This is a genomic window from Variovorax sp. W1I1, assembly GCF_030815625.1.
Lineage (GTDB): Bacteria > Pseudomonadota > Gammaproteobacteria > Burkholderiales > Burkholderiaceae_C > Variovorax > Variovorax paradoxus_C.
Map to the genome: position 1 here is coordinate 4619687 of NZ_JAUSWZ010000001.1, position 19556 is coordinate 4639242.

At 66.2% G+C, this 19556-nt stretch carries 18 protein-coding genes; 15 read left to right on the forward strand and 3 right to left on the reverse strand.

Features of this window, described 5'->3' with window-relative positions; translation table 11 throughout:
* The first annotated feature begins 22 nt into the window (after window positions 1-22).
* The gene (locus QFZ83_RS21685; RefSeq protein WP_307509949.1) at window positions 23-256 is read left to right on the forward strand and encodes a DUF1653 domain-containing protein; all 234 of its coding nucleotides are present in this window, start codon (window positions 23-25) and stop codon (window positions 254-256) included.
* Window positions 257-276: 20 nt separating this feature from the next.
* Here the strand turns inward: QFZ83_RS21685 and QFZ83_RS21690 are convergent, their stop codons facing one another.
* Window positions 277-753, reverse strand: coding sequence for an I78 family peptidase inhibitor (locus QFZ83_RS21690; protein WP_307509952.1), 477 nt, complete (start codon window positions 751-753; stop codon window positions 277-279).
* Window positions 647-1243, reverse strand: coding sequence for a phosphoribosylglycinamide formyltransferase (gene purN, locus QFZ83_RS21695; RefSeq protein WP_307509954.1), 597 nt, complete (start codon window positions 1241-1243; stop codon window positions 647-649). Before purN ends, QFZ83_RS21690 begins: the two co-directional genes overlap by 107 nt.
* Before the next feature lie 231 nt (window positions 1244-1474).
* Between purN and QFZ83_RS21700 the strand changes: the two genes are divergently transcribed.
* From QFZ83_RS21700 to QFZ83_RS21715, 4 genes are all read left to right on the forward strand, one after another.
* Window positions 1475-2656, forward strand: coding sequence for an acyl-CoA dehydrogenase family protein (locus QFZ83_RS21700; RefSeq protein ID WP_307509957.1), 1182 nt, complete (start codon window positions 1475-1477; stop codon window positions 2654-2656).
* A 12-nt stretch (window positions 2657-2668) separates the two neighbouring features.
* Window positions 2669-3784 (forward strand): acyl-CoA dehydrogenase family protein, encoded by a 1116-nt coding sequence (locus tag QFZ83_RS21705; protein WP_307509960.1) that lies wholly within the window; start codon window positions 2669-2671, stop codon window positions 3782-3784.
* A gap of 82 nt (window positions 3785-3866) precedes the next feature.
* Window positions 3867-5231, forward strand: coding sequence for an alpha/beta fold hydrolase (locus QFZ83_RS21710; RefSeq protein ID WP_307509963.1), 1365 nt, complete (start codon window positions 3867-3869; stop codon window positions 5229-5231).
* A 10-nt stretch (window positions 5232-5241) separates the two neighbouring features.
* Entirely contained in the window at window positions 5242-6030 is a 789-nt protein-coding gene (locus QFZ83_RS21715; RefSeq protein WP_307509966.1) for an enoyl-CoA hydratase, read from the forward strand.
* Window positions 6031-6038: 8 nt separating this feature from the next.
* On the opposite strand, the gene QFZ83_RS21720 is transcribed toward QFZ83_RS21715, so the two are convergent.
* Window positions 6039-6599 (reverse strand): HNH endonuclease, encoded by a 561-nt coding sequence (locus QFZ83_RS21720; RefSeq protein WP_013539832.1) that lies wholly within the window; start codon window positions 6597-6599, stop codon window positions 6039-6041.
* A 167-nt stretch (window positions 6600-6766) separates the two neighbouring features.
* Here QFZ83_RS21720 and QFZ83_RS21725 point away from each other — a divergent pair, with 167 nt between their 5' ends.
* From QFZ83_RS21725 to QFZ83_RS21770, 10 genes are all read left to right on the forward strand, one after another.
* Complete coding sequence (locus QFZ83_RS21725) at window positions 6767-7804, forward strand: bifunctional riboflavin kinase/FAD synthetase (protein WP_306880026.1); 1038 nt, start codon at window positions 6767-6769, stop codon at window positions 7802-7804.
* A gap of 123 nt (window positions 7805-7927) precedes the next feature.
* Window positions 7928-10780 (forward strand): isoleucine--tRNA ligase, encoded by a 2853-nt coding sequence (ileS, locus tag QFZ83_RS21730; protein WP_307509968.1) that lies wholly within the window; start codon window positions 7928-7930, stop codon window positions 10778-10780.
* Complete coding sequence (gene lspA, locus QFZ83_RS21735) at window positions 10780-11298, forward strand: signal peptidase II (protein WP_013539829.1); 519 nt, start codon at window positions 10780-10782, stop codon at window positions 11296-11298. Before ileS ends, lspA begins: the two co-directional genes overlap by 1 nt.
* Window positions 11299-11458: 160 nt before the next feature.
* Entirely contained in the window at window positions 11459-12469 is a 1011-nt protein-coding gene (locus QFZ83_RS21740) for a LacI family DNA-binding transcriptional regulator (RefSeq protein ID WP_307509973.1), read from the forward strand.
* A 43-nt stretch (window positions 12470-12512) separates the two neighbouring features.
* Window positions 12513-13526 (forward strand): ABC transporter substrate-binding protein, encoded by a 1014-nt coding sequence (locus tag QFZ83_RS21745; RefSeq protein WP_306880030.1) that lies wholly within the window; start codon window positions 12513-12515, stop codon window positions 13524-13526.
* 11 nt (window positions 13527-13537) lie between these two features.
* Complete coding sequence (locus QFZ83_RS21750; RefSeq protein ID WP_307509975.1) at window positions 13538-14359, forward strand: iron ABC transporter permease; 822 nt, start codon at window positions 13538-13540, stop codon at window positions 14357-14359.
* Window positions 14360-14372: 13 nt separating this feature from the next.
* The gene (locus QFZ83_RS21755) at window positions 14373-15173 is read left to right on the forward strand and encodes an ABC transporter permease (RefSeq protein WP_307509977.1); all 801 of its coding nucleotides are present in this window, start codon (window positions 14373-14375) and stop codon (window positions 15171-15173) included.
* A complete protein-coding gene (locus tag QFZ83_RS21760) occupies window positions 15163-16224 on the forward strand; it encodes an ABC transporter ATP-binding protein (RefSeq protein WP_307509980.1) in 1062 nt (353 codons plus the stop codon). Before QFZ83_RS21755 ends, QFZ83_RS21760 begins: the two co-directional genes overlap by 11 nt.
* Window positions 16221-17078: a phosphodiesterase gene (locus QFZ83_RS21765; protein WP_307509982.1), complete on the forward strand. Its 858-nt coding sequence runs from the start codon at window positions 16221-16223 to the stop codon at window positions 17076-17078. The genes QFZ83_RS21760 and QFZ83_RS21765 overlap by 4 nt, the downstream gene beginning before the upstream one ends.
* A gap of 186 nt (window positions 17079-17264) precedes the next feature.
* Complete coding sequence (locus QFZ83_RS21770; protein ID WP_307509985.1) at window positions 17265-18923, forward strand: Na/Pi cotransporter family protein; 1659 nt, start codon at window positions 17265-17267, stop codon at window positions 18921-18923.
* Window positions 18924-19556 lie beyond the last annotated feature (633 nt).

The following is a 19556-nucleotide window of genomic DNA, read 5'->3' on the forward strand; positions in this document are numbered from 1 at the left end:
TTTAAAAAGAAAGAAGCTCCCGTTGAACGACGACAACCTGCCACCCCTGATCGAAACGCCTCCAGGCCGCTACCGCCACTACAAGGGCGGTGAATACGAAGTCCTGGGCACCGTGCGACACAGCGAAACCCTGGAGCCCATGACGCTGTATCGCGCGCTTTACGGGGCTCAAGGCCTCTGGGTCCGCCCCGCGGCAATGTTCGGCGAAACAATCGAAATCGGCAGCGTGGTGCAGCGCAGGTTCGCGCCGATCTAACCGGGCTCGCGGGACACGGGTCAGCCGCAGCCAACCGCGGTCACGCGGTTGCGCCCATCGACGTGGAGGTTGAGCCGCCCGCCGTTGAATTCCATGGTGACTGCCTCGCCCGGCTTCAGCACGCGGACGATCCCGGCACCGGACCGGGCGCGGGCCGCGGCTTCCAGCTGCGGCGTCAGAGGCTGCCCGACGGCGAACTTGGCGCTATCGGCGTTGCATTGATAGACCGGCTCCGTCCGTGCGGCAGGCGCCGGAGCGGGGGCAGGTGCGGGCGCCGGTGTCGACGCTGCACAGCCCGCCACGAGAGCGGCGCCAGCGACAGTCGCCAGCAGGTTTGGGTATCTATTCCTCACTTCGAACTCCCCCGAAAACCTGCCAATATAAACAAAATTAACGAATGTGACTCGATGTATCCGCAAGCCATTCGGCAATGGCGCGTGGATACAACTGATGCTCCTGCGCCAGCACCCTGCCCGCCAGCGTGGCGGCGGTGTCATCGGGCAGCACAGGCACCACGGCCTGCGCGAGGATCGGCCCGTGGTCGAGTTCGGTGGTGACCTGGTGCACGGTCACACCGGCCACCTTGCAGCCCGCATCGATGGCGCGCTGATGGGTATGGAGCCCCGGAAAGGCCGGCAGCAGCGAGGGATGGATGTTCACCAGCCGCCCGGCATAACGCCCGACGAAGCCCGGCGTCAGGATGCGCATGAACCCCGCCAACACGACCAGCGCCGGCGAATACGCGTCGACAACCTTTGCCAGTGCCTCGTCGAAAGCCTCGCGCGTCGGAAATTCCTTGTGCGGAACGACTTCGGCGGCAATGCCCTGCGACCTGGCAAGCGCCAACCCTCCGGCGTCGGCTTTGTTGCTGACAACGGCGGCAATGCGCGCGCCGAAGCGCTCGGCCCAGCGGTCGCGCTCGGCGGCACGCACGATGGCCGCCATGTTGGAGCCGCCGCCGGAAATCAGGATCACGATGTTCTTCATGGGAGGGCGGGATTATCCGTGTACGGCGGCCGCCGCCGGGCCGCCCCAAGGCGAGCCGGCCTCCCCCTCGGGGGGTGGCGAACTACACGTAGCCAAGCGAAGTGAAAAGCCGGGGGGTACATGCCCGGCTTGTCGCAACGCGGACACCGGATCGCAGCACGACCGTGCTAAAACTCGCAGCTCCGGAGACACACCGCGTCGGCGGTGACCGATCAACACAGCGAGGCACGCATGGATTTGAGCTTCACGCCCGATGAACAGAAGTTCCGCGAAGAGATTCGCGCATGGGTCAAGGACAACCTCCCCAAAGAGATTTCGCACAAGGTGCACAACGCGCTCGAACTCACGCGCGACGATCTGCAGAACTGGGCCAAGATTCTTGGCAAGAAGGGCTGGCTGGGCTACGGATGGCCCACCGAATTCGGCGGTCCCGGCTGGACCGCCATCCAGCGCCACCTCTTCGAGGAAGAAACCGCCCTCGCCGGCGCGCCGCGCATCGTGCCCTTCGGCCCCGTGATGGTCGCCCCGGTGATCATGGCCTTCGGCAACGCCGAGCAGCAAAAGCGCTTTCTCCCCGGCATCGCGAGCGGCGAAGTCTGGTGGAGCCAGGGCTACAGCGAACCCGGTTCGGGTTCCGACCTGGCTTCCGTCAAGACCAAGGCCGAGCGCAAGGGCGACAAGTACATCGTCAACGGCCAGAAGACCTGGACCACGCTCGGCCAATACGGCGACTGGATGTTCAACCTCGTGCGCACCAGCAACGAAGGCAAGCCGCAAACCGGCATCAGCTTCCTCTTGCTCGACATGAAGTCGCCCGGCGTCACGGTGCGCCCGATCAAGCTGCTCGATGGCGGCCATGAAGTCAACGAAGTGTTCTTCGACAACGTCGAAGTGCCCGCCGAGAACCTGATCGGCGAAGAGAACAAGGGCTGGACCTACGCCAAGCACCTGCTCTCGCACGAGCGCACCAACATCGCCGACGTGAACCGCGCCAAGCGCGAGCTCGAGCGCCTGAAGCGCATCGCCAAGAGCGAAGGCGTCTACGACGACACGCGCTTCCGCGACGAGATCGCCAAGCTCGAAGTCGACATCGTCGCGCTCGAGATGATGGTGCTGCGCGTGCTCTCGGCCGCCACCTCGGGCAAGAACTCGCTGGACGTCGCGGGCCTGCTCAAGATCCGCGGCAGCGAGATCCAGCAGCGCTACAGCGAACTGATGATGCTGGCCGGCGGCGCCTATTCGCTACCGCTCATCCGCGAAGCGATGGAAGCCGGCTGGCAGGGCAACTTCCCGGGCGGGAATCCGGCGCTCGCACCGCTCGCATCGACCTTCTTCAACATGCGCAAGACCACGATCTACGGTGGCAGCAATGAAGTGCAACGCAACATCGTCGCGCAGACGGTCCTGGGCTGAGGAGACAAGAACATGGATTTCAATTTCACCGACGACCAGGAACAGCTGCGCGACGCCGTCCGCAAGTGGGTCGACAAGGGCTATGACTTCGAGCGCCGCCGCGGCATCGAGGCCAAGGGCGGTTTCTCGCGCGAGGCGTGGGACGAACTGGCCGAACTCGGCCTGGGCGGCCTCTACATCGCCGAAGACGACGGCGGCCTGGGCATGGGTCCGGTAGCCGGCATGGTCGTCATGGAAGAACTGGGCCGTGGCATCGTGCTGGAGCCCTTCGCGCAGACGCTGATCGCCGGCGCTGTGCTCAGCGGCTACGCCGACGCAGGCACCAAGGACAGCTGGCTGCCGCGCATCGCCGGCGGCCAGGCTATCGTGGTGCTGGCCTACCAGGAGCGCAAGTCCCGCTACCGCCTCGACGTGTGCGAGGCCACTGCAACCAAGTCAGGTAACGGCTATTCGCTGACCGGCGCCAAGAGCGTGGTGCCCGTGGGCGACGAAGCCGATGCGTACCTCGTCCCGGCGAAGGTGGACGGCAAGATCGCCCTCTTCCTGGTCGAGCGCAGCGCCAGCGGCGTCGAAGCCCGCGGCTACGGCACGCAGGACGGCGGCCGCGCGGCCGAGGTCGTGTTCGACAAGGCTGACGCCACGCTGGTCACGGCCGACGGCCTGGCTGCGCTGGAATACGCGGTCGATGTCGGCATCGCCGCCACCTGCGCCGAAGCGGTCGGCGTGATGGACAAGACGGTCGCCCTCACCGTCGACTACATGAACCAGCGCAAGCAGTTCGGCGTGACCATCTCCACCTTCCAGGCGCTGCGCCACCGCGTCGCCGACATGAAGATGCAGCTGGAACTCGCGCGCTCGATGAGCTACTACGCGACGCTCAAGCTCAACGCCCCGGCCGAAGAGCGGCGCCAGGCGCTGGCGCGCGCCAAGTACCAGCTGGGCACGTCGATGCGCTACGTGGCCGCCAACTCGGTGCAGCTGCACGGCGGCATCGGGGTGACCGACGAATACATCGGCAGCCATTACTTCCGCAAGCTCACGCAGCTGGAGATGACCTTCGGCGACACGCTGCACCACCTGGGCGAAGTGTCGGCACGCATGCAGGACACGGCCGGCGTCTTCGCCTGACAGCCGTTTTCCCATAGCATCCAACGCCCGCCCGCCTTGCGCCGGCGGGCGTTTTCACTTGGAACCCCGCCAGGAACGAAACATGCAATCACGCCGCACCATCCTCGCCCTGCCCCTCACCTTGGGGCTCGCATCGACCGCCATGCTGACCGCCTGCGCCACCGCGCCCTCGCCTTCGTTCACCGAACGCCCGCCGATCGTCTTCATGCACGGCAACGGCGATTCGGCGGCGCTCTGGCAGACCACGATCTGGCGCTTCGAATCGAACGGCTGGCCGCGCGACCGGCTTTTTGCGATCGACCAGCCGAACCCGCTGGCTCGCGACGACGACGCGGTCGCCCAGCCCGGCCGCAGCTCGACCAAGGATTCGGCCGTCTTCCTGAAGACCGAGGTCGACAAGGTGCTGAAGGCCACGGGCGCCAGCAAGGTCGTGCTGATCGGCAACTCGCGCGGCGGCAACACGATCCGCAACTACGTGCAGAACGGCGGCGGCGCGGCGGTGGTGAGTCATGTGGTGCTCGGCGGCAATCCGGCGCATGGCATCTGGGCGGTGAAGGGCTTCCGCGAAAACAACGAGTTCTCGGGCCTCTCGGGCTTCATGCAGCAGCTCAATGCGCCCAAGGGCGCGAACGGCGACGAGGTCACGCCCGGCGTGAAGTGGCTCACCTTGCGCTCGGACAACAACGACAAGTACGCGCAGCCCGACGGCGTGTGGATCGGCGCACCTGGCAAGCCGACCAACATCGGCTTCGACGGGCCGGCGCTCAAGGGCGCGACCAATGTCGTGCTGCCGCGCGTCGATCACCGCGAGACCTCGTTCTCGCCCGCGGCGTTTGCGGCGACGTGGCAGTTCCTGACCGGCCAGGCGCCGCGCAGCACGGCGGTGGCGGCCGAGACGAATGTCGTGCTCGACGGCCGTGCGATCGGCGCGGAGAACCTTTCGCTGAATGGCGGGCAACTCCGCGTCTACGCCGTCGACCCGGCCACGGGCGTGCGGCAGGGCGATGCGGTGCACAGCAAGAACATCGGTGCCGACGGCCGCTGGGGTCCGTTCAGTGCGCGCGGCGGCACGTCTTACGAGTTCGTCTTGAGCGCGCCCGGCTACGGCACCACGCACATCTACCGCAGCCCGTTTCCGCGCAGCAGCGGGGTCGTGAACCTGCGGCCCGAGCGCATCACGCCCAGTGACGGCAGCGCCAATGTGGTCGTGGTCTTCACGCGGCCGCGGGGGTATTTCGATGCGGAGCGCGACACGATGCGCTTCGACGGACAAAGCCTGCCGGCCGGGGTGCCGCCCAAGGGCTCGGGCGTGTCGAGTTCCAGACTGCGCATCGCCGCGAGCGAGCCGCAGCGCGCGGTCACTGGTGAATTCAACGGAGAGCGCATTACCGGCTTGACGTGGCCGGCGGTGAAGGAGCATGTGACGGTGCTCGAATTGACCTATTGAGGATCACGCCATGAACGACACGGCCTCTCCTTTCGTGCTCACAGCGCGCGACGCGCGCGGCGTGGTCACGCTGACACTGAATCGCCCGGCCTCTTTCAACGCCCTGTCGGAGGGCATGCTCGGCGCGCTCGAAACGGCGCTGGGCGATATCGCATCCGACGAGAGCGTGCGCGCCGTCGTCATCGCGGCCGAGGGCAAGGCTTTCTGCGCGGGCCATGACCTAAAGGAAATGCGGGCGGAACCGTCGCTCGGCTATTACCAGCAGCTCTTCGAGCGCTGCGGCGCGATGATGCTGTCGATCCAGCGGCTGCCCGTGCCGGTGATCGCACGGGTGCACGGCATCGCGACCGCTGCCGGATGTCAACTGGTGGCGGTGTGCGACCTGGCCGTGGCGTCGAGCGATGCACGCTTTGCCGTCAGCGGGGTGAACGTGGGGCTGTTCTGTGCCACGCCGAGCGTCACGCTGTCGCGCAACCTCGGCCGCAAGGAAGCGTTCGAGATGCTGGTGACAGGCGAATTCATCAGTGCTGAGGACGCGCGGGAGAAGGGATTGGTCAACCGGGTGGCGGTGCCCGCTGAACTCGATGGCGCGGTCGAGGCGCTGGTCGCCAGCATCGTCGCCAAGCCCCGCAAGGCGCTGGCGCTCGGCAAGGCCCTCTTCTATCGCCAGTTGGAAACCGGCATCGAAGCCGCGCTCGCCGACGCCAGCCAGACCATGGCCTGCAACATGATGGACGAGAGCGCGCTCGAAGGCGTTCAGGCCTTCATCGAAAAGCGCCCGCCGGATTGGAAGCGCTGAAAAAGAAGCTAGGTGTCGTGCAGCCGCGAGCTTTGCGGCAGGTGCGCCATCAGGAATTCCATCTGGTCCGCCAGGATGCGGCGGTTTCGCAGAATGAAATCTTCCCAGAGGCTGGGCACGTAGGGCGCATAGAGCAGCGGCATGTTCGCCTGCTCGGGCGTGCGGCTGCTCTTGCGGTGGTTGCACGGCTTGCAGGCCGTGACCACATTCATCCAGGTGTCGATGCCCTTCTGGGCAAACGGAATGATGTGCTCGCGCGTTAGCTCGTCTTCGTGGAAATGCCCGCCGCAGTAGGCGCAGACATTGCGGTCCCGCGAGAACAGCTTGCTGTTGGTGAGGCCCGGCCGCTGGGTGAAGGGATTGATGCGCGGCACGCCCTTGGTGCCGATGATGCTGTTGATCGCAATCTGCGACTGCTCGCCCGTGACAGCGTTGTGCCCGCCGCGAAACACCGCCACCTGCGCACCCACTTCCCAGCGAACTTCGTCCGCCGCGTAGTGAATCACCGCCTGTTCGAGCGATATCCATGACTGGGGCAGCCCTTGGGCCGACAGCTTCAAGACCTTCACACACGCCTCCTCAAGAAAGTGAGAGAACACGGAAAGACCAGGGACACGGAGCGCATCGGAGACCCACGCCAGGCAACGCACTGCGTCACAATATACCGGCTTTGTGACAAATCGGCCTGATTCGCCCAATTGGCGGGCGAAAGGCGCTATCAAAAAGATACTCACCGATGCAGGTTTTTCGCGGCTTCCGGCACCCAGGCGTAGCCCCTGCCTGCGCCCTCACCATTGGAAATTTCGACGGCGTGCACCGTGGCCATCAGGCCATGCTCGCGCTGCTGCAGACCGAGGCCCGCCAGCGCGGGCTGCCCAGTTGCGTGCTGACCTTCGAGCCGCACCCGCGCGACTACTTCGCCGCCCTGACCAAGAAGCCCGACCTCGCGCCCGCCCGCATCGGCACATTGCGCGACAAGCTCAGCGAGCTCGCGGCCTGCGGCGTGGCGCAGACCATCGTGCTGCCCTTCGACGGCCGGCTCGCCTCCCAATCGCCCGAGGATTTCATCCAGAACGTGCTGGTCGATGGCCTGGGTGCACGCTACGTGCTGGTGGGCGATGACTTCCGCTTCGGCGCCAAGCGGGCCGGCGACTACGCCATGCTCGATGCCGCCGGCGACGCGCGCGGCTTCGACGTGGCGCGCATGAACAGCTACGAGGTGCACGGCCTGCGCGTCTCAAGTTCGGCGGTGCGCGAGGCGCTCGCCGAAGGCCGGATGGCCGACGCCCAGACGCTGCTCGGCCGCCCTTACACAATCTCGGGCCACGTGGTCCACGGCCGCAAGCTCGGCCGCGCGCTGGGCGCCTCGGCACCGGGCCAGGACGACGGGTTTCGCACCCTCAACCTGCGCTTCAAGCATTGGAAACCCGCCGCCAGCGGCATCTTCGCGGTCCTGGTGCACGGCCTGGCCGACAAGCCGCTGCCGGGCGTCGCCAACCTCGGCGTGCGCCCCTCGCTGGACGCCAACGACGTCAACGCCGGCCGGGTGCTGCTGGAGACGCATTGCCTGGAGTGGCCCTCGCATCTGGGGTCCGAAGGGGCCTACGGTAAAATCGTCCGCGTGGAACTCCTGCACAAACTGCACGACGAATTGCGCTACACCAGCCTCGAGGCCCTCACTGCGGGCATCGCCAAGGATGGGCGCGACGCACGTGCGTTTTTCGCATCGACCCACGCCGAAACCCACCGCCAGACCACGCGCGACCGAATTTAGCCCTGCACGCCCCGTGCTGCCGCCCTTCGACAAGCTCAGGGCGAACGGCTATATCTTCCGCACCGACCGCTCAATGCAGTTCGGGCTGAGCCTGTCGAAGCCCCTCTGTTTCGCACTCCCAACATGTCTGACGCTGCCGCCACCCCCACCGATTACCGTTCCACGCTGAACCTGCCCGACACCCCCTTCCCGATGCGCGGCGACCTGCCCAAGCGCGAACCGGGCTGGGTGAAGGAATGGAACGACGAAGGCCGCTACCACCGCCTGCGGGACGCCCGCCACGGCGCGCCCAAGTTCATCCTGCACGACGGCCCCCCATACGCCAACGGCCAGATCCACATGGGCCACGCGGTGAACAAGATCCTCAAGGACATGATCACCAAGGCGCGCCAGCTCGAAGGCTTCGACGCGCTCTACGTGCCCGGCTGGGACTGCCACGGCCTGCCGATCGAGAACGCCATCGAAAAGCAGTTCGGCCGCAACCTGAGCCGCGACGAGATGCAGGCCAAGAGCCGCGCCTACGCCACCGAGCAAATCGCCCAGCAGATGCTCGACTTCCAGCGCCTGGGCGTGCTGGGCGAATGGGACCATCCCTACAAGACCATGGACTTCGCCAACGAAGCCGGCGAGCTGCGCGCGTTCAAGCGCGTGATCGAGCGCGGTTTCGTCTACCGGGGCCTGAAGCCCGTGTACTGGTGCTTCGACTGCGGCTCGTCGCTGGCTGAGTTCGAAATCGAATACGCCGACAAGAAGAGCCAGACCATCGACGTCGCCTTCAAGGCGCACGAGCGCGAGAAGGTGCTCAAGGCTTTCGGCACCGACCACACGATCCTGGGCGACATCTTCGCGGTGATCTGGACCACCACCGCGTGGACCATCCCCGCCAACCAGGCGATCAACCTCAACCCCGAGATCGAGTACTCGCTGGTCGACACCGAGCGCGGCTTGCTGATCCTGGCCAACTCGCTGGTCGAGATGTGCATGACGCGCTACGCGCTCGACGGCAAGGTGCTGGCCACGGTGAAGGGTGAGGCGCTCGGCGGGCTCGAATTCGAGCATCCGCTGTACGACGTGGATGCGGGCTACAAGCGCCTGTCGCCCGTGTACCTGGCCGACTACGCCACCGCCACCGACGGCACCGGCCTCGTGCACTCCTCGCCCGCTTACGGCGTGGACGACTTCAACTCCTGCATCGCGCACGGCGTGGCGTATGACGACATCCTGAACCCGGTGCAGGGCAACGGCAGCTACGCGCCCGACTTCCCGCTCTTCGGCGGCCAGAACATCTGGAAGGCCGTGCCGGTGATCATCGCCGCGCTGCGCGACGCCAACCGGCTGCTGACGACCGAGACCATCATTCACAGCTACCCGCACTGCTGGCGCCACAAGACGCCGGTGATCTACCGCGCGGCCGCCCAGTGGTTCGTTCGCATGGACGAGGGCGAAGGCGTGTTCACCAAGGACAAGGCGCCCAAGACGCTGCGCCAGACCGCGCTGGACGCGATCGAACAGACAAGTTTCTATCCGGAGAACGGCAAGGCGCGCCTGCACGACATGATCGCCGGGCGGCCCGACTGGTGCATCAGCCGCCAGCGCAGTTGGGGGGTGCCGATCCCGTTCTTCCTGCACAAGGATTCGGGCGAACTGCATCCGCGCACCATGGAAATCCTCGACCAGGCCGCCGACATCGTCGAGAAGGGCGGCATCGAGGCCTGGAGCCGCGTGACGACCGAAGAGATCCTGGGCGCCGAAGATGCGCCGAGCTACACCAAGAGCACCGACATCCTGGAGGTGTGGTTCGACTCGGGCTCGACCTTCTATCACGTGCTGCGCGGCACGCACCCGACGGTGCATCACGAGACGGGCCCCGAAGCCGACCTGTACCTCGAAGGCCATGACCAGCATCGCGGCTGGTTCCATTCGTCGCTGTTGATCGCCTGCGCGCTGGAAGACCGCGCGCCTTACCGCGGCCTGCTCACGCACGGCTTCACGGTCGATGCCAAGGGCATCAAGATGAGCAAGTCGCTCAAGAACGGCATCGACCCGCAGGAAATCAGCAGCAAGCTGGGCGCGGAAATCATCCGCCTCTGGGTGGCTGCAAGCGACTATTCGGGCGACATCGCGGGCGACGACAAGATCCTCGCGCGCGTGGTCGATTCGTACCGCCGCATCCGCAACACGCTGCGCTTCCTGATGGCCAACACCAGCGACTTCGACATCGCCAAGGATGCGGTGCCGCTCGATCAGTTGTTCGAGATCGACCGCTACGCGCTCGCGCGCGCCTCGCAGTTCCAGGCCGAGATCCTTGCGCACTACAAGGTGTACGAGTTCCACCCGGTGGTGTCCAAGCTGCAGATCTACTGCTCGGAAGACCTGGGCGGCTTCTACCTCGACATCCTGAAGGACCGCCTCTACACGAGCGCCCCCGGCTCGCTCGCGCGCCGCAGCGCACAGACGGCGCTCTGGCACATCTCGCAAGCCATGCTGCGCTGGATGGCGCCGTTCCTGAGCTTCACGGCCGAAGAAGCGTGGAAGTTCGTGAGCACCGGCAAACCGGGCGAATCGATCTTTGCCGAGACCTACTGCACGTTCGACGCACCCGACGAAGCACTGCTCGCCAAGTGGAGCCGCATCCGCGAGATCCGCGACGTGGTGAACAAGGACATCGAAGCCGTGCGCGCCGAAGGCAAGGTCGGCTCGTCGCTGCAGGCCGACCTGCAACTGAGCGCGCCGGCCGACGACTTCGCGCTCCTGAGCACGCTGGGCGATGACCTGAAGTTCGTCTTCATCACCTCGGCCATCGCGCTGGCCGCGGGCGACACGCTCGCGACCACCGTGGCGCCGAGCACCGCGCAGAAGTGCGAGCGCTGCTGGCACTACCGCGAAGATGTGGGCCACGATGCGGCGCACCCGACGATCTGCGGCCGCTGCACGAGCAACCTGTTCGGCGCCGGCGAATCGCGGAGCTTTGCCTGATGGCCACGACACGTTCCGCATCGGCATCGCGTTCGCGCGGTGGCAGCCTGGGCATCTGGCCCTGGCTCGGGCTGGCGGTGATCATCGTGATCATCGACCAGTTCACCAAGACGCTGATCCTGGGCTACTACAAGCTCGGTGATGCGACCTACGTGACGAGCTTCTTCAACGTCGTGCGGGCGCACAACACGGGCGCCGCGTTCTCGTTCCTGGCCGACCACTCGGGCTGGCAGCGCTGGTTCTTCACGGCGATCGGCGTGGCGGCGGCGATTTTCATCGTCTGGATGCTGAGGTCGCACGCGGGTCAGAAGCTCTTTTCGTTCGCGATGGCCTGCATCCTGGGCGGCGCCATCGGCAACGTGGTCGACCGGATGATGCACGGCTATGTTGTCGACTTCCTGAGCTTTCACGCGGGCAACTGGTACTTCCCGGCGTTCAATGCGGCGGACAGCGCGATCACGCTCGGGGCCATCTGCCTGATCGTGGACGAGATCCGGCGGGTTCGCCGGGGCAAGTAGAGCCAGTCAAGCAAATTACTCAAGGGCCTTCGGGCCCTTTTTCTTTGGGGCCGGCTCGCCCCTTCGCCGAGACGGCGAGGGTTTCTCCCCGCTTCAATCGATGTCATAACGAAGTCATACTGCCGCGGTTCAATGTAATCGATTACATGAACACTGCACGATGAGCATTCAAGCCGTAGCCGCCAAAGCCAAGGTCTCCGTGGCCACTGTGTCGCGGGCCTTCAATTTCCCCGACAAGGTCACGCCCGCCACGCGCGAGCTGGTGGAGCGCGTGGCGCGCGAACTGCACTACGTGCCCAACGCCAGCGCACGCACCTTGCGCACCCAGCGCAGCCGCACGCTGGGCGTGGTGCTGCCCACGCTGCTGAACCCGACTTTTGCCGAATGCCTGCAGGGCATCGCGCGCGCGGCGCTCGCAGGTGGCTACGCGATCCTTCCCGTTACCACGGGCTACCGGCTCGACGAAGAAGAGCGCGCGGTGCAACTGCTGCTCGCCGGCAACGTCGACGGCCTCATCCTCGTGGTCTCCAACCCTTCCACCTCGAAGGCGCTCGCACGGCTGCGAACCACCGGTACGCCTTACGTGCTTGCCTACAACCGGCATGCGGACCATCCTTGCGTCACCGTCGACAGCGAAGCTGCCGTAGCCGACGCGGTCGCGCGCCTCGTGCTGCTCGGCCATCGCCGCATCGCGATGGTCAACGGCACGCTCGCTGCGTCGGATCGCGCGCAGCAGCGTTACCGCGGCTACCAGAAGGGCATGGCCGATGCGGGGCTCAAGGCACCGCCGCTCATCGAAGTGCCCTTCGTCGAAAGCGCCGTCGATACCCTCGCCAGCGTGCTGCAGGGAGGCAACCGCCCCACCGCGCTAGTCTGCTCGAACGACCTGCTCGCCATCCGCAGCATCCGCGCCGCGCACCTGGGCGGGCTCTCGGTGCCCGAGGACCTCAGCGTGATCGGCTTCGACGGCATCGCGCTCGGCGAAGACCTGACGCCGGCCCTCACCACCATCGCCCAGCCCAACAGCGACATCGGCCGCCATAGCGTCGAGCTGCTGATCCAGTCGATGGCCGGCGGCGCCACGCTGCAGGCCGATGCGAGCCTGCTGCTGCCCCACACCTTCCGCGACGGCGAGTCGTGCGCATCCGCGTGCGACGTCGCCACCGATTGATCACCGCCTCACTCCCACCCACATCCATCCAAGGAGCTTCTTCATGTCCCTCCGTATCTCCCGCATCGCCCGCCTCGGGCTGATCGCCGCCACCTTCGTTGCCGCAGGCAGCGTCATGGCCCAGACCGCCATTTGCTACAACTGCCCCACCGAGTGGGCCGACTGGGGCACGCAGCTCAAGGCCATCAAGGCCAAGACCGGCGTCACCGTGCCGGCCGACAACAAGAACTCGGGCCAGTCGCTCGCGCAACTGGTCGCCGAGAAGGCGAGCCCCGTGGCCGACGTCACCTACCTCGGCGTGACCTTCGCGGTGCAGGCCGCGAAGGACGGCGTGGTCGAGCCCTACAAGCCCGCCGCATGGAAAGACATCCCCGACGGCCTCAAGGACCCGGCCGGCAACTGGTTCACCATCCACTCGGGCACGCTCGGCTTCATGGTCAACGTCGATGCGCTCAAGGGCAAGCCGATTCCCAAGTCGTGGGCCGACCTGCTCAAGCCTGAATACAAGGGCCTCATCGGCTACCTCGACCCCGCCTCGGCCTTCGTCGGCTACGTGGGTGCGGTGGCGGTCAACCAGGCGCGCGGCGGCACGCTGGACAACTTCACGCCGGGCATCGACTACTTCAAGGCGCTGCAGAAGAACGAACCCATCGTGCCGAAACAGACCTCGTACGCGCGCGTGCTCTCGGGCGAAATCGCGATCCTGCTGGACTACGACTTCAACGCCTACCGCGCCAAGTACAAGGACAAGGCCAACGTCGCCTTCGTCATCCCGAGCGAAGGCACGCTGGTCGTGCCCTACGTGATGAGCCTGGTCGCCAAAGCGCCGCATGCGGCCGACGCGAAGAAGGTGCTCGACTTCACGCTGTCCGACGAAGGCCAGGCGATCTGGGCCAAGGCGTACCTGCGCCCGGTGCGCGCGAGCGCGATGCCCAAGGAGATCGAGGCGCAGTTCCTGCCGTCGAGCGAATACGCGCGTGCCAAGAGCGTGGACTACGGCCGCATGGCCGAGGCGCAGCGCGCGTTCTCCGACCGGTATCTCAAAGAGGTGCGCTGAGGCCCCCTGAGATGAAGTCCGCCAACGCCTGGAACCCACGCTGGCGGCTGCTCGCCTGCGTGGCACCCGCAGCCGCCTTCTTCACCGCCTTCTGGCTGCTGCCGGTGGTGCGCCTGCTCGCCCTGCCGGCCGACAAAGGCTGGGCCACCTACTTCGCAGTGCTGACCGACGCGCGCTATCTGCAGAGCATGGTCAACACCGTGGTGCTGTCGATAGCAGTGACGCTGGCGACGCTGGTGCTCGGCGCGGCGGTGGGCATCTACCTCGCGCGCCATGCTTTCTTCGGCAAGCGCGTGCTGCTGTCGCTGCTCACGCTGCCGCTGTCGTTTCCGGGGGTGATCATCGGCTTCTTCGTGATCCTGCTGGGCGGCCGGCAAGGCCTCGTGGCCGACGTGAGCGACAGCCTGATCGGCGAGCGCATCACCTTCGCCTACGGGCTGCTCGGTCTCTTTCTCGCGTACCTGTATTTCTCGCTGCCGCGCGCCATTGCGACCTACGCGGCGGCAGCCGAGGCCATGAACGTGCAGCTTGAAGAAGCCGCGCGCTCGCTCGGCGCCTCGCGCCTGCGGGTCGCACGCGACGTGTGGATGCCCGAGCTCGCGCCCACCACGCTGGCCTGCGGCGCGATCCTGTTCGCGACGTCGATGGGCGCCTTCGGCACGGCCTTCACGCTGGCCAGCAAGTTCGAGGTGATCCCGATCACCATCTACAACGAGTTCACCAACTACGCCAACTTCGCGCTCGCCGCGTCGCTGTCGATTTCGCTGGGCCTCGTGACCTGGCTGGTGTTGTTCGTCGCGCGGCGTTTCGGGGCCAACCCGGTCGCTCGCTGAAGGAGACGCATGCATGAGCAAGAACACGCAACCCAAGGCGCCCTTCCTGCTGGCCATCACGGTGCTGGTGAGCCTCTTCATGATCGCGCCGATGCTGCTCTCGGTGATGGCAGGGCTGGTCAACAACTACAGCGCGGGCCTCAAGAGCGGCCTCACGCTGCGCTGGCTCGGCGAGGTGTGGGAGAACTACGGCGGCACCGTCGGCTGGTCGATCGGGCTCGCCGTCGCCTGCGTGATCTGCACCGTGCTGCTGGGCGTGCCCTGCGCCTATGCATTGGCGCGCAGCCGCTCGCGGGCCGCGCGCATCTTCGAGGAACTACTGACATTGCCCGTCGCCGTGCCGGGTCTCGCAACCGCGCTGGCGCTGATCCTCGCCTACGGCCAGCTCACCGCCTTTCGCACGAGCTTCGCCTTCATCCTCGTGGGCCACATCGTCTTCACGCTGCCCTTCATGGTGCGCACCGTGAGCTCGGCCTTCCAGCGCGACGATCTGCTCGCACTCGAGGAAGCCGCGCGCTCGTTGGGCGCGAACTTCCGCCAGCGCTTCATGGGCATCCTCGTGCCCGCGGTGTTCCCCGCCATCGTGGCCGGCAGCCTGATGGTGTTCACGCTCTCGGTGGGCGAATTCAACCTCACCTGGATGCTGCACACGCCGCTCACCCGCACGCTGCCAGTGGGCCTGGCCGACAGCTACGCCTCGATGCGCATCGAGATCGGATCGGCCTACACGCTGGTCTTCTTCGCCGTCATTCTTCCGGTGCTGTGGGGCCTGCAGTACCTTGCCAACCTGATGCAGAAACGCCATGGAACTTGAACGCATCCCCATCGACATCGCGAACTGCGCGAAGACCTATGCCGACGGCACGCGCGGCCTGCAACCCACCAACCTGCATGTGGAGGCCGGCGAGGTGCTCGCGCTGCTCGGGCCCTCGGGCTGCGGCAAGACCACGCTGCTGCGGCTGATCGCGGGGCTGGAGGCGCCCGATGCGGGCAGCCGCATCGTCTTCGGCGACCAAGACGTGACCGAGCGTCCCGTCGAGCATCGCGGCGTGGGCATGGTGTTCCAGAGCTACGCGCTTTTTCCGCAGATGACGGTGGCGGCCAACATCGGCTATGGCCTCCGCATCCGCGGCGTGTCGCCCGCTGAAGAGAAACGCGCGGTCGGCGAACTGGTCGACCTCGTGCGCCTCGGCGGGCTGGAGAACAAGCGCCCTGCCGAACTCTCCGGCGGCCAGCGCCAGCGCGTGGCCCTGGCGCGCGCCGTCGCCGTGCGCCCCCGCGTGCTGCTGCTCGACGAGCCGCTGGCCGCGCTCGACGCCAAGCTCAAGGAGTCGCTGCGCGACGAACTCGCCGAGCTGCTGCGCCGCCTGCACATCACCGCCATCCACGTGACGCACGACCAGCAGGAGGCGCTCGCCATCGCCGACCGCCTGGCCGTGATGCGTGCCGGCCGCATCGTGCAGGTCGGCCGCGGTGAAGACCTGTACCGCGCGCCGTCGCATCCCTTCGTCGCGGAGTTCCTCGGCCGGGTGAACCGGCTGGAGCGCGCGCCCGAGGCCATCGCGCAAGGCGTTGTCCGACTCGGCGGAAGCACCCTGCCTTGCCCGCCCGCCTGGCAGGGCCATGCGACGCTGTTGGTGCGGCCCGAAGACGTCGAGGTGAGCGCGCCCCGGCCCGACTGGGGCAGTGCCACCGTCGAGCGCCGCACCTTCCTCGGCGACCGCGTGCAGCTTCAACTGCGCGTGCACGACCAGCCGCTGCTCGTGGCCGACGTGGGGCGCGACAACCCCTTCGGTCCGGGCGATCCGGTCGGCCTTCGCGTCCATCCCGATCGCCTGATGACGTCGCAGGAGCCCACGGCATGAGCACAACAACGATGCAAGACACTTTTCTGGTCCAGTTGACCGACCTTCACATCCGCGAGCCGGGCCGGCTGGCTTATGGCCGCATCGACACCGCGCCGTATCTCCAGCAGGCGGTCCAGTCGGTGCTCGCCCTGCCGCAGCAACCCGATGCGGTCGTGATCACCGGCGACCTGACCGACTTCGGCCGCGCCGCCGAGTACGAGCACCTCGCGCGCCTGCTCGCCCCGCTCACCATGCCGGTCTACCTGATGCCCGGCAACCACGACGACCGCGACCAGCTGCGCAAGAGCTTTCCCGGGCATGCGTACCTCGGTACGGGCGAAGACACGGCCGGCTTCATCCAGTATTCGGTGCGTGTCGGCGGGCTGCGGCTCCTCACGCTCGACACCTGCGTGCCCGGCGCGAGCCACGGCACGCTGTGCGAGCGGCGCCTGGGCTGGCTCGAAGCCATGCTCGACGCCTGCCGCGATGAGCCCGTCGTGGTCGCGATGCACCACCCGCCCTTCACGACGCTGATCGGCCACATGGACGAGATCGGACTGCTCGAAGGCGCTGGCGCACTCGAGGCGCTGATCGCGCGCCATCCCAACGTCGAGCGCGTGATCTGCGGGCACCTGCACCGTGCCATCGACGTGCGCTTCGGCGGCTCGATCGCCTCGACCTCGCCGGCGCCCGCGCACCAGGTTTGCCTCGACTTGGCGCCCAGCGCGGCCTCGGCCTGGACGCTGGAGCCGCCCGCTTTCCGCGTGCATGCGTGGTCCGCGCGAAGCGGCCGCCTCGTCACCCATCTGGCGGCTTCCGGCCGCTTCGAAGGCCCCTTTCCTTTCCACGACAACGGAGCCCTGATCGACTGAAAAGGTGTGAATAAACCTGCTGCGCGGTCCGATCTCGCACCTGCGGTCCTCACCGTACAGAGTACGGCTCCGGTCCTCGGCGCAAGCTCGAACCGCTCGCTACGGTTTCTTCTCACCTTCTGAACCGCCACTTGTGGAAAATGGGGTCGAAACGAACCAAAACGAAAAGGACAGAACCCGACACCCATGAAGCATCTCCTGAATCTGCTCGCGGCAGTGGCACTGCTGGTGTGGGGCACCCATCTGGTTCGCACCGGCGTGCTGCGCGTGTTCGGCGCCAACCTGCGCAAGATCCTCGTGCAGAGCATGCGCAACCGGTTCACCGCCGCCCTCTCGGGCATCGGCGTGACCGCGCTGGTGCAGTCGAGCACCGCCACCTCGCTCATGACCTCGTCCTTCGTCGGGCAGGGCCTGGTCACGCTGCCCGCGGCGCTGGCGGTGATGCGGGGGGCCGACGTGGGCACGGCACTGATCTCGGTGCTGTTCTCGGCGGACCTGTCATGGCTCTCGCCGATGTTCATCTTCGTGGGGGTGGTGCTGTTCATCACGCGCTCGGCCACCGTGGCGGGGCGCGTGGGACGCGTGCTCATCGGGTTGGGGCTGATGCTTCTCGCGCTGCAGTTGGTGGTCGAAGCGACCGAGCCCCTGTTCTCATCGCCCGCGGTGCGTGCGCTGCTCGCGTCGATCAACAGCGACGTGCTGCTCGAGATCACCATCGGCGCGGTGCTGGCCATCGTGGCCTATTCGAGCCTCGCGGTGGTGCTGCTGGTCGCGGCCATGGCCACGTCGAACGTGGTGCCGCTGGACGTGGCGCTCGGCCTCGTGCTCGGCGCCAACCTCGGCAGCGGTTTGCTGGCCGTTCTGACCACGGCCAAGTCGGCCGTGTCGGTGCGGCAGGTGACGGTCGGCAACCTCGTCTTCAAGGCACTGGGTGTGGCGATCGTCGCGCCTTTCGTGGGCTTGTGGATCCGCTACGTGCAGCCCGAGCTGCCGAACCAGACGCACGGCGTGGTGCTGTTCCACCTCGCATTCAACGTCGTGATCAGCGTGGGTTTCATCGGCCTCACGCAGTGGATTGCGAAGCTCGTCACGCGCATGCTGCCCACCCCGCAGGCCTCGGGCACCAGCCGCCCGCACCACCTGGACCCCTCGGCGCTCTCGACGCCCTCGCTCGCCATCTCGAACGCCGCCCGTGAGGCGCTGCACCAGGCCGACATCGTGGAGACCATGCTGATCGGCGTGCTCGACGTGATCCGCAACAACGACACGCGGCTGTCGCAGGAGCTGCGGCAACTGGACGACACGGTGGACGAGCTGTACTCCGCGATCAAGTACTACATGACGCGCATCTCGCGCGAGGCGCTGGGCGAAGAGGAGAGCCGGCGCTGGACGGACATCATCAGCTTCACGATCAACATGGAGCAGATCGGCGACATCATCGAGCGGGTGATCATCGATGTGGAAGACAAGAAGATCAAACCGCAACGCAACTTTTCCGAAGCCGGGATGGCGGAGATCGTCGAGCTGCATGGGCGGCTGGTTGCCAACCTGCGGTTGAGCATGAGCGTGTTCTTGAACGGAAATGTTCGGGATGCGCAGAAGCTTCTGGAAGAGAAGGCTCGGTTTCGGGATCTGGAGCGGGCTTATGCGACGACTCACCTGGATCGGTTGTCGGATCGGACGACGCTGAGCATCGAGACGAGTTCGCTGCATATCGACTTGATCAGCGATTTGAAGCGGATCAATTCGCACATCTGCTCTATTGCTTATCCGATTCTGGAGTCGGCGGGGGCTTTGGCGCCTAGCCGGCTACGAGAGTCTCGGCTCGGGAAGATTGAGAGCTAGGTTTCTTTTTTTGTTCCGAGGCCGGGTCTCGCCCCGGCAGGCGACTTACTTTCTTTTGCTTCGCCAAAAGAACGTAAGCAAAGAAAAGGCGACCCTGCTGTCTGCGTCCCTACGCTTCGCTTCGGGCAACCTGCGGTGCTCACGTTTCGCGGGGTCTCGCCCAAACTCGCTTCGCTCAAACAAGGGCGAGCCCTCATCCGCGAAACGCTCCGCTCCTCGGCGCATACAGAAGGGCTTTCGTACGCGCCATCGCTGCGCTCGGCGTTCAACGCAATTCGGGCCGACGCTTCGCTTGGCCTTGCAACCGGCACAAGACCCACATCTACACCTCATTCAAGGCAGACGCGCACCAGCATGTCTGCCCCTCAAGCCGAGCGAAGCAATGGCCCGTTCGGTGCCCAAGCCCCTCTGGCTGCGCCGAGGAGCGCAGCGGTTCGCGGATCAGGGCTCGCAGCTGTTTGAGCGAAGCGAGTTCTGCGAGACCCCGCGAACCGCGAGCACCGCAGGTTGCCCCGTAGCGAAGCGCAGGGGTCGCAGACAGCGGGGTCGCCTTTTCTTTGCTTACTTTCTTTTTGGCGAAGCAAAAGAAAGTGAGTCGCCCGCCGGGGCGAGACCCGGCCTCGGAAAATAAAA